This is a genomic window from Enterobacter cloacae complex sp. 677-3DZ2D5B, from assembly GCF_004136695.1.
Classification (GTDB): domain Bacteria; phylum Pseudomonadota; class Gammaproteobacteria; order Enterobacterales; family Enterobacteriaceae; genus Enterobacter; species Enterobacter hormaechei_C.
In genome coordinates this window covers 176915-193364 of the sequence record NZ_QFLS01000017.1, presented here as the reverse complement: position 1 = coordinate 193364, position 16450 = coordinate 176915, and the positions used below count along the sequence as shown (strand labels likewise).

11 protein-coding genes are annotated in these 16450 nt (G+C 56.6%); 8 read left to right on the top strand and 3 right to left on the bottom strand.

From position 1 onward, the window contains the following. Positions 1–149: 149 nt before the first annotated feature. Both murB and birA read left to right on the top strand, forming a co-directional pair. Positions 150–1178, top strand: coding sequence for a UDP-N-acetylmuramate dehydrogenase (gene murB / locus DD597_RS22055; RefSeq protein WP_022652019.1), 1029 nt, complete (start codon positions 150–152; stop codon positions 1176–1178). Further along, a complete protein-coding gene (gene birA, locus DD597_RS22050) occupies positions 1175–2137 on the top strand; it encodes a bifunctional biotin--[acetyl-CoA-carboxylase] ligase/biotin operon repressor BirA (RefSeq protein WP_003861169.1) in 963 nt (320 codons plus the stop codon). The genes murB and birA overlap by 4 nt, the downstream gene beginning before the upstream one ends. Before the next feature lie 35 nt (positions 2138–2172). Here birA and bcsG read toward each other — a convergent pair whose 3' ends face one another. The 3 genes from bcsG to bcsE are packed head-to-tail and all read right to left on the bottom strand — an operon-like array spanning position 2173 to position 5598. Then, positions 2173–3852 carry a cellulose biosynthesis protein BcsG gene (bcsG, locus tag DD597_RS22045; RefSeq protein WP_003861170.1) on the bottom strand — a complete coding sequence of 560 codons (1680 nt, stop codon included), beginning with the start codon at positions 3850–3852 and terminating at the stop codon, positions 2173–2175. Beyond that, positions 3845–4039 carry a cellulose biosynthesis protein BcsF gene (bcsF, locus tag DD597_RS22040; RefSeq protein ID WP_003861172.1) on the bottom strand — a complete coding sequence of 65 codons (195 nt, stop codon included), beginning with the start codon at positions 4037–4039 and terminating at the stop codon, positions 3845–3847. The genes bcsG and bcsF overlap by 8 nt, the downstream gene beginning before the upstream one ends. Then, positions 4036–5598, bottom strand: coding sequence for a cellulose biosynthesis c-di-GMP-binding protein BcsE (bcsE, locus tag DD597_RS22035; RefSeq protein ID WP_022652017.1), 1563 nt, complete (start codon positions 5596–5598; stop codon positions 4036–4038). Before bcsE ends, bcsF begins: the two co-directional genes overlap by 4 nt. A 174-nt stretch (positions 5599–5772) precedes the next feature. Here bcsE and bcsR point away from each other — a divergent pair, with 174 nt between their 5' ends. Genes bcsR through bcsC form a run of 6 tightly spaced genes read left to right on the top strand, consistent with a single transcriptional unit; the run spans position 5773 to position 16348 of the window. Beyond that, positions 5773–5961: a cellulose biosynthesis protein BcsR gene (gene bcsR, locus DD597_RS22030; RefSeq protein WP_003861175.1), complete on the top strand. Its 189-nt coding sequence runs from the start codon at positions 5773–5775 to the stop codon at positions 5959–5961. Positions 5962–5972: 11 nt separating this feature from the next. After that, positions 5973–6725, top strand: coding sequence for a cellulose biosynthesis protein BcsQ (gene bcsQ / locus DD597_RS22025; RefSeq protein WP_003861177.1), 753 nt, complete (start codon positions 5973–5975; stop codon positions 6723–6725). Then, the gene (bcsA, locus tag DD597_RS22020) at positions 6722–9337 is read left to right on the top strand and encodes a UDP-forming cellulose synthase catalytic subunit (protein ID WP_022652015.1); all 2616 of its coding nucleotides are present in this window, start codon (positions 6722–6724) and stop codon (positions 9335–9337) included. Before bcsQ ends, bcsA begins: the two co-directional genes overlap by 4 nt. Positions 9338–9347: 10 nt before the next feature. Continuing rightward, complete coding sequence (gene bcsB, locus DD597_RS22015) at positions 9348–11771, top strand: cellulose biosynthesis cyclic di-GMP-binding regulatory protein BcsB (RefSeq protein ID WP_071787994.1); 2424 nt, start codon at positions 9348–9350, stop codon at positions 11769–11771. A gap of 6 nt (positions 11772–11777) precedes the next feature. Beyond that, positions 11778–12884 carry a cellulose synthase complex periplasmic endoglucanase BcsZ gene (gene bcsZ, locus DD597_RS22010; protein ID WP_003861183.1) on the top strand — a complete coding sequence of 369 codons (1107 nt, stop codon included), beginning with the start codon at positions 11778–11780 and terminating at the stop codon, positions 12882–12884. Next, positions 12866–16348, top strand: coding sequence for a cellulose synthase complex outer membrane protein BcsC (gene bcsC, locus DD597_RS22005; RefSeq protein WP_129256584.1), 3483 nt, complete (start codon positions 12866–12868; stop codon positions 16346–16348). Before bcsZ ends, bcsC begins: the two co-directional genes overlap by 19 nt. The last annotated feature ends 102 nt before the right edge of the window (positions 16349–16450 follow it).

Below are 16450 nucleotides of genomic sequence, written 5' to 3'. Positions count from 1 at the left end.
AGGGAACTGCCAGGCATCAAACAAGTGAAGAGGCCATCCGCAAGGATGGCCTTTTTGCGTTTCTACACCTGCTTCCTTTCCATAAACAAATCACCTATCCCCCCATATATACGGTAAACTATCCCGGTTTTTGCATCAGGATAGCGTCTATGAATCACTCCCTTAAGCCCTGGAATACCTTTGGTATTCAACGGAATGCTAATCAAATTGTACGTGCCGAAAGTGCTCAGCAGTTGCTGAATGCATGGCAAAACGCAACAGGAAACGGTGAACCCGTACTTATTCTGGGCGAAGGAAGTAATGTCCTGTTTCTCGATGATTTTGCGGGGACGGTAATCGTCAATCGCATCATGGGGATTGAGTGTAAAGAGAGCGCTGAAAGCTGGCATTTACACGTGGGTGCTGGCGAGAACTGGCACCATCTGGTGCAATATACCCTTGAAAAAGGGATGCCCGGACTGGAAAACCTGGCCCTGATCCCGGGCTGTGCAGGATCATCTCCTATTCAAAACATCGGTGCCTACGGCATCGAACTGAAACACGTCTGCGAATATGTCGATTGCATCGAACTCGCGACCGGAACGGCGAAGCGCCTGACCGCAGAGCAGTGCCGCTTTGGTTATCGCGACAGCATTTTCAAGCACGATTATCAGGATCGTTTCGTCATTGTGGCCGTTGGTCTGCGCCTGGCGAAAGCCTGGAAACCCGTTCTGACTTACGGCGATCTGACCCGTCTTGACCCGGCTACCGTCACACCGCGTGAGGTATTTGATTCCGTATGCCACATGCGCATGACCAAGCTCCCGGACCCGAAAGTCAACGGAAATGCGGGCAGTTTCTTCAAAAACCCGGTGATCAGCAGCGAAAATGCAAAAGCATTTCTCGCTGGCTGGCCAACGGCCCCGCATTATCCTCAGGCGGATGGCAGCGTGAAGCTGGCCGCAGGCTGGCTTATCGATCAGTGTGAATTAAAAGGTACTACTCTTGGTGGCGCTGCTGTTCATCGTCAGCAGGCGCTGGTACTGATCAACCAGTCCAACGCGACAAGTGAGGATGTCGTCAACCTGGCGCACCATGTTCGTCAGCGCGTGGGCGAAAAATTCAACGTCTGGCTGGAGCCTGAAGTTCGCTTTATTGGCCGAACGGGCGAAGTGAATGCCGTGGAGACCATTGCGTGAAGGACAATACTATTCCGTTAACTCTCATCGGTATCCTTGCTGATGGCGAGTTTCATTCTGGCGAGCAGCTGGGCGAACAGCTGGGCATGAGCCGCGCTGCCATCAATAAACATATTCAAACGCTCCGCGACTGGGGCGTGGATGTGTTTACGGTGCCGGGAAAAGGCTACAGCCTGCCGGAACCGATCCAGTTACTGAATGAAGAGATCATCCGCAGCCAGATTGGGCACGGTAACGTCGCGGTATTGCCGGTCATTGATTCGACGAACCAGTATCTGCTGGATCGCCTGAGCGAGCTGAAATCCGGTGATGCCTGCGTTGCCGAGTACCAACAGGCAGGACGTGGCCGCCGGGGGCGTAAGTGGTTCTCACCATTTGGCGCCAACCTCTACCTTTCCATGTACTGGAGGCTTGAACAGGGGCCAGCTGCGGCCATCGGGCTGAGCCTGGTCATCGGCATTGTGATGGCAGAGGTGCTGCACGATCTGGGTGCCGATCAGGTGCGGGTAAAATGGCCCAACGATCTGTATCTCAACGATCGGAAGCTGGCGGGGATCCTGGTCGAACTGACGGGAAAAACAGGCGATGCCGCACAGATCGTTATTGGAGCGGGGCTGAACATGGTGATGCGAAACGTGCAGAACGATGTCGTGAACCAGGCCTGGACCAACCTACAGGAAGCGGGGATCACCATCGATCGCAATACGCTTGCCGTCCGCATGATCAATGAGTTGCGTAGTTCGCTGACGCTCTTTGAACAGGAGGGGTTAGCGCCATTCCTGTCCCGCTGGGAAAAGCTGGATAACTTTATTAACCGACCAGTGAAGCTGCTGATTGGGGATAAAGAGATTTACGGCACATCACGCGGCATTGACGCGCAGGGTGCGTTGCTTCTTGAACAGGATGGTGTGATTAAGCCCTGGGTGGGCGGTGAAATTTCGTTACGAAGTGCAGAGTAACCCTCTCCCCACAGGGGAGAGGGTGTAGCAGCTCATCACTGCGGATACGGCACCCAATCCCCGGCATTCAGTCGGACATAAGGCTTATTCTGATACTGGATCACCACCGCATTGGCGTTTTCCGATACCTCCGCCGTCTGCGGCAGCCCGCTGGTGAGCTGATCCCAGTTCACGCTATCTTCCACAAACAGCTTACCGTCTACTGCGCGAGCGACCAGTTCCGAGATAGCCAGATAGCTGCTTGGCTGGGTGATCTCAACTGGAGCTCCCTGATGCGGCGCCTTCATGCCAAAGAACTTAATCCCGGCCGGAACGTTAGTGATGGACGGGCTTGGGATATCGCGCAGACCAGACACCTGCATCCTGTCGCCTTTCAACGCTCCCCCATGTTCCGGTACTATCACCACCATCACTTTGCGGCCTGATTTTTCCAGCTCGTTGAAGAACGCGTTCAGCTCGTCAAAGAACTTCTGCGCACGGGCCTTATAATCGGCCGTTTTACTCACGCCGGGATAATGGTTCCCGTCGTGCAGCGGCAGCGTGTTATAGAACGTCGCACTACGTGTCCCTTCCTCTTTGCCGACGGTATCTAACCAGCGCTGAAGCACGGCGGTATCGTCATACACCGGCGAGCCATCAAAGCCCAGCAACGTAACCGGCAGCCCTTTCTGGTCCATCAGCGGGGCCTGCATGCCACCCTGTTCACGTACTTCTTTCAGGAAGTTACCGAACTGACCGTTATGACCCATCATCAGGTGCTGGGTAAAGCCCAGTTTTGCCAGGTTATCAAACAGATAACACTGGTTAGCTGCCGGCTGGTAGAGGTTCTTATGCGAAGGCTGTCCGCAGCTGGCGCGCAGCAGGCGGATAGCCGCCGGGCCGCTGTACGACGTGGCCGAGTTGAAGTCCTTGAACTGAATATCGAAATGCGACCACAGCGGGTGCGACATCAAACCAGCCGCGTCAACGTCAGCCCAGGACAGAGAACAGATGTTAATGACCAGCAGCTCAAACGGCTGAGCATCGGCAGGCAGCGCGTCCGGGAATTTCGTCTGACGCTTATCTTCCGCAGCGTAAAAACTGGAGAGCCACGCGTTCAGGTTCGTGGATGTCGGCGGTGCAGTCTGCGCTGGAATATCCCCAACCACAGGCGTATCCCCTGCTGTCGCGACGGTCGCGGCGGCGGAACCGCCCGTGGTGGTCACGGTTGTCGTCGGCTGACCGGCTGGCCACAGCGAGAAGCTCGGGCCCGTCAGCGTCAGGACGTTAAGCCAGATCATAATCGCGACGACAAACACCGTCACCCGGATCCACTGAGACAGGAACAGCCAGGCGACCAGCAGGACAAATACCGCGCCAATCATCTGCCAGTTAATAAAGCGCTCAACCAGATCGAGCATATAGTCCGCACTGAAACCTGCGACCTGGGAGCCCTGGCTCATGATGCTTTCAGGGCCGGGCAGCCAGGTATCATGCCAGAACAGGGCGAAACCGATGGGGATAGCGACCCAGTGACGTATACGGTGCAGCCTGAGGTTCGGGATTGGCATCAGCAGGAATGCCATAAACACCAGGTTAAGCAGAGGGTGGAAATTAAGATAGCCTGCCCACAGCAGACCAAACTTCACCAGAAAGTAGAAATTCCAGCCGGACAGGCCGCGCCAGTATTGCCAGAGTGGCGATGGCGCCGAAGAGGTATAGGTAGAATTAGTCATGTTTTCGGTTTGCCTTGACGTTCGGAGCGCGACTCAGTGTTCCGGCGGGTTTAATATAGCGAGGTTTGACGAACAGTAATCTGACCGTATCGCGAATACGGCGCAGGGAATGGCGTGCATAGTAGCCAAGCGGCAAAAAAATCAGCGCGCACAGAACAACCAGTTGGATGATATCGCTGATATTCATAATGGCGCGCTCTCCTTGTTCTCATCCAGTAAGCGTAGCGGCTCAGGTACCCGACGCCAGACATGCCCGTCATGTTTCGCGTTCAGAACCGGTTTGGCACCGCTTGTCACAGGCAACGGTTTCGCCCACTTTTCAGGAGCCAGGGCACGCATCTGGACAAGCTCAGCGCTGATCAAATTATCTTCAAACCAGACCATGCGGTTCGAGAAGATATCCCCGGTAGGAAGCGGGAAGATATGGTTAAGCGCCGTATCCAGATCGTTCACCCGGCAGAAGGAGAGGAACAGCACCAGGCGGTTATCGCCAATGGTCATGATATCCCCGATACGGTTAGGGCGGCACAGAGTAAGCGCCTGCTCAACGCGAATACCCGGCACGGGGCGCAGGGCAACCATCACCCCTTTTCCGTCTGCCGGTAACAGCGTATTGCTCATCATGTTGCCCACCGCATCGCAGAAGGTGTCCCATTTCTGGTAGCCGCGCAGTTTCATCGGCTGCGTCATTGAAAGCAGGGTGCTGATATCTTCCGGAACATGTCGATTAAACTGCTGGCCCTGGATGCTTTCGATCAGCGTCAGACAGCGCGACAGGGGAGCATTCCACGGGATGACCATATTCGCGCCGCAGCCCAGTAATAAGCGCTCATCGGTGGCGCGCAGGCTGGTATTATTTTCACGCACCACAATTTTTAACGCGCTGCCGCGCTGGCGACGTAATGTGTGAATGTGCCTTGCCAGCGTTTCGATTTGGTTATTCTGGATCAACGAGAAAATAATGGTCGCCGCCTGCGTGGTGCGCGCCTCATCAAATAAGGCTTCATTGGTATCGAACAGTGACCAGTGCTCAGACAGTGCAGGCGCACCTTCCAGTACCGCAATATGGCTCAGAACGCGTTTTTCATCACTGCGTGGCTGAACTACCGTCTCTTCCTGTTGAGCAAGATGCCACTCATCCCCGACATGTTTGAGGGTAAGTTGTTGTCGGGAGCTCACCCCTTTTTCATTGCACCAGAAAGCCACGTCGTAAAGATGGCTGTCGGTCTGGACACGAATACTGGCCAGGCCATAGAGAGAACGGTATTCACTCATTAAAAGTGAAAAAAGCTTGTCATTATTACTGCCTGGGTTAACAACCAATAAGGTGCAATTTTGATTTTTTGCCCATCTGTTGATTCTTTCCAGCCATTTCAGCAGTTTTTCAGAGGGGATATTTTGCAGGCCGTTATTAGAGCATTTTAGAATCAGTAAATAGTGTTCAGGAACAATAGAACACTGAATATCGCGGGGTAAAAAGTATAGACTGTCAGCCTCCGCAGGCATGGAAAATAATCGTACTGTCTGGGGTCCACGGTCACTGTCGAGCCTGATGATTGACTTCGGCTCTTCGCCCATCGTAATTATGGCCACGCGGGAATCCTTCCCCTGCGCCGCTATCGTCTGGTTTACCAGACTGATGGCATCTTCATTACGATCCGTATTAACCCACCAGACTCCTCCGACTGGCATGTGGCGCAATTCGTCCCATAATGACTGGATGCCAATAGAAAATATGGAGTCCACGGTGTCCCTCTTTTCGTCGAATTTCTATGTCTCTCAGTTTACTAGCGAAAGCGTAGAAATAAACCTAACATTGAAATTAAAGAACATCAGATTTAGCATGTAAATGAAATTTAGTGGGCAGGACGCCTCGCTGCATCTGAATCTTATGATTTTACTCAAAGGGATGAAAAAAGAATGCAAAATAACGAACCCGCAACCCCAGTCGACTCAAGTCTGGGTTACACATTCCAGAACGATTTTTTGGCACTCACGCAGGCTTTTTCTTTGCCTGAAATAGATTACACCGATATTTCCCAGCGGGAACAGTTGGCGGCGGCTATTAAACGTTGGCCGTTATTAGCTGAGTTTGCCCAACAACAATAAGGAAGCCATTGATGGCTGTACTAGGATTACAGGGCGTCCGTGGTGGGGTGGGTACAACTTCCGTTACCGCGGCGCTGGCGTGGTCATTGCAGGTATTAGGTGAATCGGTACTGGTCATTGATGCCTGTTCCGATAATTTGCTGCGCATGTCATTCAATGTCGACTTTACGCATGCAAACGGCTGGGGACGTGCGCTTCTGGACGATAAAGACTGGCGGGATGCGGGTTTGCGTTATACCTCCCAGCTCGATTTGCTTCCCTTTGGTCAATTGACCGAAACCGAGCGCGGGAATGAAGCCGCGTACCAGCGCCTGTTCTCTCGCTTCATCACCGCATTGCAGAGCCTGAAAGAGAGCGGGCACTATCAGTGGATCCTGCTGGACCTGCCGCACGGTGCCGCGTCGCTGACCCGCCAGCTGCTGGCGCAGTGCGACCATGTGCTCTCCATCGCGAACGTAGATGCGAATTGTCATATCCGTCTGCATCAGCAGCCGATGCCTGCCAATGCCCATATTCTGATCAACGATCTGCGCATTGGCAGCCAGATCCAGGACGATCTCTACCAGGTCTGGCTCCAGAGTCAGCGCCGCCTGTTGCCAATGGTGATCCATCGTGACGAAGCGATGGCGGAGTGCCTCGCGTCCAAACAACCCCTCGGGGAGTACCGTAGCGATTCACTGGCGGCGGAAGAGATCCTGACGCTGGCCAACTGGTGTCTGCTGCACTTTGCTAAACGGCCGGAGCCTGCCGGGAGTTCAGTATGAGCCGCCTGACTAACTGGCTGCTCATTCCGCCGGTCAGTTCGCGCTTAAGTGAACGCTACCGCCATTACCGTCATCACGGCGCCTCGTCGCTGAGCGCAGCGCTGGGCTGTTTGTGGATGATTCTGGCGTGGATGTTCATCCCCCTCGAGCATCCCCGCTGGCAACGCATTCGCGCGCGCCACGGTGAACTCTATCCGCATATCAACCCTGACAAGCCGCGTCCGCTGGATCCCGCGCGCTACGCTATTCAGTCCATCTGGCTACTGACGACCTCAACGGGCGCGGAGAAAAAAACGTCCCGCTGGCGCAGCTTCGATCGTGTGCAGAACCTGCGTGAACACTACCACCAGTGGCTTGACCGGCTACCCGACCGGGTGGGCGACAAAACGGGTCATTTAGATAACCAAAAAGAGCTCGGGCACCTACACCCGGGCTTGCGGCGTTTTATTCTCGGCGTGGTTGTGGTGTTCTCGCTGATTCTTGCGCTGGTCTGTATTACCCAGCCTTTCAACCCGCTGGCGCAGTTCACCTTCCTGATCCTGCTGTGGGGCGTGGCGCTGCTGGTGCGGCGCATACCAGGGCGTTTTTCTGCCCTGATGCTGATTGTGCTATCGCTGACCGTTTCCTGCCGCTACATCTGGTGGCGATATACCTCAACGCTGAACTGGGACGATCCGGTCAGCCTGGTGTGCGGCTTAGTGCTGCTGTTTGCTGAGACTTACGCCTGGATCGTGCTGGTGCTGGGTTACTTCCAGGTTATCTGGCCGCTGAATCGACAGCCGGTGCCGCTGCCAAAAGACACGACCCAGTGGCCTACGGTGGACCTCTTCGTGCCGACCTACAACGAAGACCTGTCGGTGGTAAAAAACACCATTTACGCCGCGCTGGGTATCGACTGGCCGAAGGATAAAATCAAAATCTGGATCCTCGATGACGGTGGCCGCGCCGAGTTCCGCCAGTTCGCGGACGAAGTGGGGGTAGAGTACATCGCCCGTACCACGCATGAACACGCGAAAGCCGGTAACATCAACAATGCGCTGAAATATGCCAAAGGGGAATTCGTCTCTATTTTCGACTGCGACCACGTGCCAACGCGCTCGTTCCTGCAAATGACCATGGGCTGGTTCCTGAAGGAGAAAGAGCTTGCGATGATGCAGACGCCGCACCACTTCTTCTCACCGGACCCGTTTGAACGTAACCTCGGTCGTTTTCGTAAAACCCCGAACGAGGGCACGCTGTTCTATGGCCTGGTGCAGGACGGGAACGACATGTGGGACGCCACGTTCTTCTGCGGCTCCTGTGCGGTGATCCGCCGGAAACCGCTGGATGAAATTGGCGGGATCGCCGTCGAGACGGTCACGGAAGATGCGCACACCTCGCTGCGTCTGCACCGTCTTGGCTATACCTCGGCCTACATGCGTATTCCTCAGGCGGCGGGGCTGGCCACGGAATCCCTGTCGGCGCACATCGGCCAGCGTATTCGCTGGGCCCGCGGCATGGTGCAAATTTTCAGGCTCGATAACCCGCTGATGGGTAAAGGGCTGAAGCTGGCGCAACGGCTGTGCTACGTCAACGCCATGTTCCACTTCCTGTCGGGTATTCCACGGCTTATCTTTCTCACAGCGCCGCTGGCGTTCCTGCTCCTTCACGCTTACATCATCTATGCGCCTGCGCTGATGATTGCCCTGTTCGTTCTGCCGCACATGATCCACGCCAGCCTGACGAACTCGAAGATTCAGGGGAAATATCGGCACTCCTTCTGGAGTGAAATTTACGAAACGGTGCTGGCCTGGTACATCGCGCCGCCAACCATGGTGGCGCTGATTAACCCGCATAAAGGGAAATTCAACGTCACCGCGAAGGGCGGGCTGGTGGAAGAGGAGTATGTCGACTGGGTGATCTCCCGGCCCTATATCTTCCTAGTGCTGCTGAATATTGTGGGCGTGATTGTTGGGATCTGGCGCTACTTCTACGGCCCGGAAAACGAAATTCTGACGGTCTTCGTGAGTATGGCGTGGGTGTTTTATAACCTGATTATCCTCGGTGGCGCGGTGGCGGTATCGGTGGAGAGCAAGCAGGTTCGCCGCGCGCATCGCGTCGAAATCAGCATGCCAGCGGCCATTGCCCGCGACGATGGACATCTCTTCTCCTGTACCGTACATGACTTTTCGGATGGCGGTCTGGGTATCAAGATCAACGGTCAGGCGAAGGTGCTGGAGGGGCAGAAGGTCAACCTACTGCTTAAGCGCGGCCAGCAGGAGTATGTCTTCCCGACGCAGGTGGTGCGTGTGAGAGGAAATGAAGTGGGTCTGCAACTGATGCCGCTGACCAAAAAACAACACATTGATTTTGTGCAGTGTACGTTTGCCCGCGCGGATACGTGGGCTCTCTGGCAGGACAGCTTCCCTGAGGATAAGCCTCTGGAAAGCCTGCTGGATATTCTTAAGCTGGGGTTCCGTGGCTATCGTCACCTTGCAGAATTTGCCCCGTCGTCGGTGAAATTAATTTTCCGGTCACTTACTTCACTGGTTTCCTGGGTCGTGTCGTTCATTCCGCGTCGACCTGAGCGAGATGAAGCGAAGCAGGCGGACCCGGTTATGGCTCAACAATGATGATAACGCGATGAAAACAAAACTTTCCTGGTTATGTGCAGTGGCAATGGGGATGAGTGCGCTCCCTGCAACAGTGGCTAACGCGGCGCCTGATAACGCAGCGACCACGCCCGCGCCAACGGTGCCTGTCGTCGCGCAAGCGACCGATCCGGTTGTGACGGCCGCGCCGGGGCAGACGGAGAACGTTGTCCCGAATCAGCCGACGACGGGGAATACGCTGCCCGGCGACAACCCGGTGGTTGGGCAGGTCATGCCTGGCGTGCCGGGAGCCAGTGCGCCGGTGGTTGCCGAAAATACGCCGTCGCGTGACGTTAAGCTGACGTTTGCACAGATCGCGCCTCCTCCGGGCAGTATGGTTCTGCGCGGCATCAACCCAAATGGCGGTATCGAATTCGGTATGCGCAGTGATGAAGTCGTGTCGAAAGCGGTGCTCAACCTGGAATACACCCCATCGCCGTCGCTGCTGCCGGTGCAGTCCCAGCTTAAGGTCTATCTGAATGACGAGCTAATGGACGTCCTGCCCGTCACCAAAGAGCAACTGGGTAAGAAAACCCTGGCTCAGGTGCCGATTAACCCGCTGTTTATCACCGACTTTAACCGCGTGCGTCTGGAGTTTGTCGGCCACTACCGCGATGTCTGTGAAAACCCGGCCAGCAGCACCTTGTGGCTGGATGTCGGTCGTAACTCTTCGCTTCAGATGACCTATCAGCCGCTGGCGTTGAAAAACGATCTCTCCGCCTTCCCGGTGCCGTTCTTCGACCCGCGTGATAACCGTCCGCTGAACCTGCCGATGGTCTTTGCCGGCTCTCCTGATGTGACCGAACAGCTGGCGGCCTCTATCGTGGCATCCTGGTTTGGTTCCCGCTCCGGCTGGCGTGGTCAAAGTTTCCCGGTCATGTACGACAAAATGCCGGACAAAAACGCGATCGTGTTTGCCACCAACGCCAAACGTCCGGCTTTCCTGCGTGACCATCCGGAGGTGAAAGCGCCCACCATCGAGATGATCAGCCATCCGGACAATCCGTACGTGAAGCTGCTGGTGATCTTCGGCCGTGATGACAAAGATCTGGTGCAGGCGGCGAAGGGCATTGCGCAGGGAAATATCCTGTTCCGCGGTAACAGCGTTGTGGTGGATGAGGTGAAACCGCTGCTGGCGCGTAAGCCTTATGATGCGCCGAACTGGGTACGTACCGACCGGGCAATCACCTTTGGCGAGCTGAAAACCTATGAAGAGCAATTGCAGTCAACCGGGCTTGAACCTTCTCCTGTCAGCCTGTCGCTGAACCTGCCGCCGGATCTCTATCTGCTGCGCACCAACGGCATTGATATCAACCTGAACTACCGTTACACCGCGCCGGCAACCAAAGACAGCTCGCGCATGGATATCAGCCTCAACAACCAGTTCCTGCAATCGTTCAGCCTGACCAGCAGCCAGGAGACAAACCGGTTGATGCTTCGTCTGCCTGTATTGCAGGGGCTGCTGGATGGCAAAACCGATGTGTCGATCCCGGCGCTGAAGCTCGGTGCGGTGAACCAGCTGCGGTTTAACTTCCAGTATATGAACCCCATGCCGGGTGGATCGGTGGAAAACTGTATTACCTTCCAGCCGGTGCAAAACCACGTGGTGATTGGCGATGATTCCACGATCGACTTCTCGAAGTATTACCACTTTATCGCGATGCCGGATCTGCGTGCCTTTGCTAACGCCAGCTTCCCGTTCAGCCGCATGGCTGATCTCTCTGAATCGATTGTCGTGATGCCAAAAGCGGCCAACGAAGGTCAGGTTGCCACGCTGCTGGACACCATGGGCACCGTTGGGGCGCAAACCGGCTTGCCGGCTATCAACGTGACGGTGACGGATGACGGTAGTCAGATCCAGAACAAAGATGCCGATATCATGGTCATCGGCAACATTCCGGACAAGCTGAAAGACGAGAAGCGCGTCGATCTGCTGGTGCAGGCGGCTCAGTCATGGGTCAACACGCCGCTGCGTCAGACCGAGTTCCCGAGCATCATGCCGGACAGCGGCGATCGTCAGGCCAATATCAGGACGACCGTAAGTTCAACGGGTCCGATGGCCGCGATTGTCGGCTTCCAGTCGCCGTATAACGACCAGCGCAGCGTTATCGCCCTGCTGGCGGACAGCCCACGCGGCTATGAGCTGCTCAACACGGCCATGAACGACAGCGGTAAACGGGCAGCAATGTTCGGTTCCGTCTCGGTGATCCGTGAGTCGGGGGTAAACAGCCTGCGCGTGGGGGATGTCTACTACGTCGGTCATCTGCCGTGGTTCGAACGCCTGTGGTACGCCCTGTCTAACCACCCGGTGCTGCTGGCCGTGCTGGCTGCGCTCAGCGTCGTATTGCTGGCGTGGGTACTGTGGCGTCTGCTGCGAATCATCAGCCGTCGTCGTCTTAACCCGGACCATGAGTAAGCGGTGATGAAAATCTTTCGCGGGTGTGTAGTCGCAGCGTTGATGCTGGCGGCGGCGAATCTTCACGCTGCCTGTCGCTGGCCTGCCTGGGAGACGTTCAAGCAGGATTATATGAGCGAAAGTGGGCGGGTCATTGATCCCAGTGACGCGCGCAAAATCACCACCTCCGAAGGGCAAAGCTACGGGCTGTTCTTTGCCCTCGCGGCAAACGATCGCAAGGCGTTCGATCTGCTGCTGGCATGGACGCGCGATAACCTTGCCGAGGGAGATTTAGCCCAACATCTCCCGGCCTGGCTGTGGGGAAAAAAGGACGACGAAACCTGGGCGGTTATCGACCCTAACTCCGCGTCTGATGCCGATATCTGGATTGCCTGGTCGCTGCTTGAAGCCGGGCGGCTGTGGAAAAATCCCGATTACACGCGCACGGGTAAGGCGCTGTTGACGCGCATTGCCAGTGAGGAAGTGGTGAAGGTGCCGGGGCTGGGTTCTATGCTGCTGCCGGGTAAAGTCGGTTTTGCCGAAGAGAGTGTCTGGCGCTTTAACCCCAGCTACCTGCCGCCGCAGCTTGCGAGCTATTTCACCCGTTTTGGCGCGCCGTGGACGACGCTCCGTGAAACTAACCTGCGTCTGCTGCTGGAGACCGCGCCTAAAGGATTTTCCCCGAACTGGGTGAAATACCAAAAAAAGGGCGGCTGGCAGCTGTCGCAGGATGCATCCCTGATCGGCAGCTACGATGCGATTCGCGTCTATCTGTGGGTAGGGATGATGAACGATAACGATCCGCAGAAAGCCCGGCTACTGGCGCGTTTCAAGCCCATGGCGACCACCACAATCAAACAAGGCTTGCCGCCGGAGAAAGTGGATGTAGCAACCGGGAAACGCACCGGAGATGGGCCGGTAGGGTTTTCTGCCTCTCTCCTTCCGTTTTTACAAAACCGGGACGCGCAGGCGGTGCAACGCCAGCACGTCGCCGATCGTTTTCCCGATAACAATGCTTATTACAGCTACGTTCTGACCCTCTTTGGACAAGGGTGGGATCAGCATCGTTTTCGTTTCACCGTGCAAGGTGAATTACTACCGGATTGGGGCCAGGAATGCGCACGTTCACACTGAATCTACTCACCTTATCGCTTGGCCTGGCGCTAATGCCCCTGGCCCAGGCCGCCAACTCCCCGCAGCAGAGACAGCTGCTGGAACAGGTCCGTCTGGGGGAATCCACCCAGCGTGAGGATTTAGTGCGCCAGTCGCTCTATCGCCTTGAGCTGATCGACCCCAACAACCCGGACGTGATTGCCGCGCGCTTCCGCTACCTGTTACGACAGGGCGATACGGCGGGCGCGCAAAAAGAGCTGGATCGCCTGAAAGGAATGGCACCCGATTCCAGTGCCTACCAGTCCTCCCGTACTACCATGCTGCTTTCCACGCCGGATGGTCGCCAGGCCCTCCAGCAGGCTCGCCTGCTTGCCACCACCGGGCACACGCAGGAAGCCATTGCTGCGTATGACAAACTGTTTGACGGTAAGCCGCCCAGCGGCGACATCGCGACGGAGTACTGGAACGTGGTGGCGAAAGAGCCAGCCCGCCGCAACCTGGCCATTAATCAGCTTAAGAAAATAAACGCCAGCAGTCCGGGCAACGTCCCGCTACAGTCCTCGCTGGCACAGCTTCTGTTCCAGAGCGGACGGCGTGATGAAGGGTTCGCGGTGTTGCAGGAGATGGCCAAATCGAATAATGGCCGCAGTCAGGCGTCGGACATGTGGTACCAGCAGATCAAAGATCAGCCGGTCAGCAGCGCCAGCGTCACCGCGCTGCAACAATACCTGAGCGTATTCAGCGATGGCGATAACGTGACGGCGGCGCGCACCCAGCTTGAAGCACAGCAAAAACAGCTCGCCGATCCGGCGTTCCGCGCCAAAGCCGAAGGGTTAGCCGCAGTGGATGCCGGGCAGGGCAGTAAAGCGGTAACGGAGTTGCAAAAAGCAGTCAGCGCCAACCACGCTGACAGTGAAGCCGTAGGCGCTCTGGGGCAGGCCTATTCTCAGAAAGGCGATCGCGCGCGCGCGGTTGCGCAGTTTGAAAAGGCGATCGCCCTCGATCCGCAGAGCGATAACCGGGGCAAATGGGACAGCCTGCTGAAGGTCAACCGATACTGGCTGCTGATCCAGCAGGGGGATAACGCCCTGAAAGCCAATAATACGGCCCAGGCCGAACGCTATTACCAGCAGGCGCGCAATATCGACAATACTGACAGCTACGCGGTTCTGGGGCTCGGTGATGCGGCGGCGGCGCGCAAAGATAACGACGCGGCCGAACGCTATTACCGCCAGGCGTTGCGGATGGACAGCGGCAACAGCAACGCGGTGCGCGGTCTCGCCAATATTTATCGCGCGCAGTCTCCGGAGAAGGCGACGCAGTTTATTCAGTCGCTCTCTGCCAGCCAGCGCCGCAGCATTGATGATATTGAACGTAGCCTGACGAACGAGCAGCTGTCAGCCCAGGCTGAACAGCTGGAAAGCGAGGGGAAATATGCGCAGGCCGCAGAAATTCAGCGCCGACGCCTTGCGCTTTCCCCGGGCGACGTGTGGATCACCTACCGACTGTCACGCGATCTGTATAGCGCGGGTCAGCGCAGCCAGGCGGATAACCTGATGCGTCAGCTGGCAAGTCAGAAACCGGGCGATCCGGATCAGGTTTACGCCAGCGGGCTGTACCTGTCCGGTAACGATCAGGACCGGGCGGCGCTGGCGCATCTGAACACGCTGCCGCGCGACAAGTGGAACGGCAACATTCAGGCACTGGCGGACCGCCTGCAAAGTAACCAGGTGCTGGAAACCGCCAACCGCCTGCGCGACAGTGGAAAAGAGCAGGAGGCGGAAACGTTGCTTCGCCAGCAGCCTCCGTCCACCCGTATCGACCTGACGCTGGCGGACTGGGCTGAACAGCGGGGCGATCATGAGGCCGCGAAAACCGCCTACAACACTATTCTGCAACGCGAACCGCAGAACGAAGACGCGATCCTCGGCCTGACCGAGGTCTATCTTGCCCAAGGCAACAAGGACGCGGCGCGCGCGGCGCTGGCGAAACTGCCCGCGGCACAGAACGGCGAACCGCTCTCCATCAATATGCAGCGCCGGCTTGCCATGGCGCAGGCCGGACTGGGTGATCCTGCCGCGGCAGAAAAGACCTTCAACGCCATTCTTCCGCAGGCCAAATCGCAGCCGCCTTCGATGGAAAGTGCGCTGGTGATGCGCGATGCCGCCCGTTTCCAGGCACAAAATGGTCAGCCTCAGCAGGCGCTGGACACCTGGAAAGATGCGATGGTCTCATCGGGCATCACAACGACCCGTCCCACCGATAACGACAGCTTTACGCGACTCACGCGTAACGATGAGAAAGATGACTGGCTGAAGCGCGGCGTGCGCAGCGATGCAGGCGATCTTTATCGTCAGCAGGATCTGAACGTCACGCTGCAACACGACTACTGGGGCTCCAGCGGCACGGGAGGCTATTCCGACCTGAAAGCGCACACCACCATGCTCCAGGTTGATGCGCCGCTGTCGGATGGACGTATGTTCTTCCGTAGCGATCTGGTCAATATGAACGCCGGTTCCTTTGACACCGATAACGGAACTTACGATCCGACATGGGGTACCTGTGCCGAAACGCCATGTCACGGCAGCACGAACCAGTCGGCCAACGGCGCCAGCGTGGCCGTCGGCTGGCAGAACAAAACCTGGGCGTGGGATATCGGTACAACGCCGATGGGCTTCGACGTGGTCGATGTGGTGGGCAGCCTGAGCTACAGCAACGATTTAGGGCCGATTGGCTACACCCTGAAAGCCCATCGCCGTCCGATTTCCAGCTCGGTGCTGGCCTTCGCCGGGCAAAAAGATCCCAATACCGACACCACCTGGGGCGGCGTGCGTGCCACCGGTGGCGGCGTGAGCATGAGCTACGACAAAGGCGAAGCTAACGGTATCTGGTCAAGCCTGAGTGCCGACAGCCTCACCGGGAAGAATGTCGAAGATAACTGGCGCGTCCGCTGGATGACCGGCTATTACTACAAGCTCATCAATCAGAACAACGAACGCCTGACGGTGGGCGTGTCCAACATGCTCTGGCATTACGATAAGGATTTAAGTGGCTATTCGCTGGGCCAGGGCGGTTACTACAGTCCCCAGGAGTATGTGTCGTTCGCCTTACCGGTGAACTGGCGTAAACGCACAGAGAACTGGTCATGGGAGCTGGGCGGCTCCGTCTCCTGGTCTCATTCAAAAACAAAAGATGTGATGCGTTATCCGTTACAGGGACTGATCCCGGACAATGAGCCAGGCCGTTATACCGATAAAGGTGTGATGGAAACCGGAAGTAGCTCGTCAGGCACGGGTTATACCGCAAGGGCGATTGTTGAACGCCGCGTGACGTCCAACTGGTTTGTCGGTCTGGGCGTCGATATTCAGGAAGCAAAAGACTATACCCCGAGCCATGCGCTGCTCTACGTTCGGTATTCTGCCGCGGGCTGGCAGGGTGATATGGACTTACCACCGGAACCGCTGGTGCCTTATGCAGACTGGTGATCGGATTTTTACTTAATCTAATTGTAAGTCTCTCTTAAAAGTGCAGCTATCGGGTATACTCGGACGCACCAGGTTTACACCCTGGTGCGCCCTGCGCTTCGA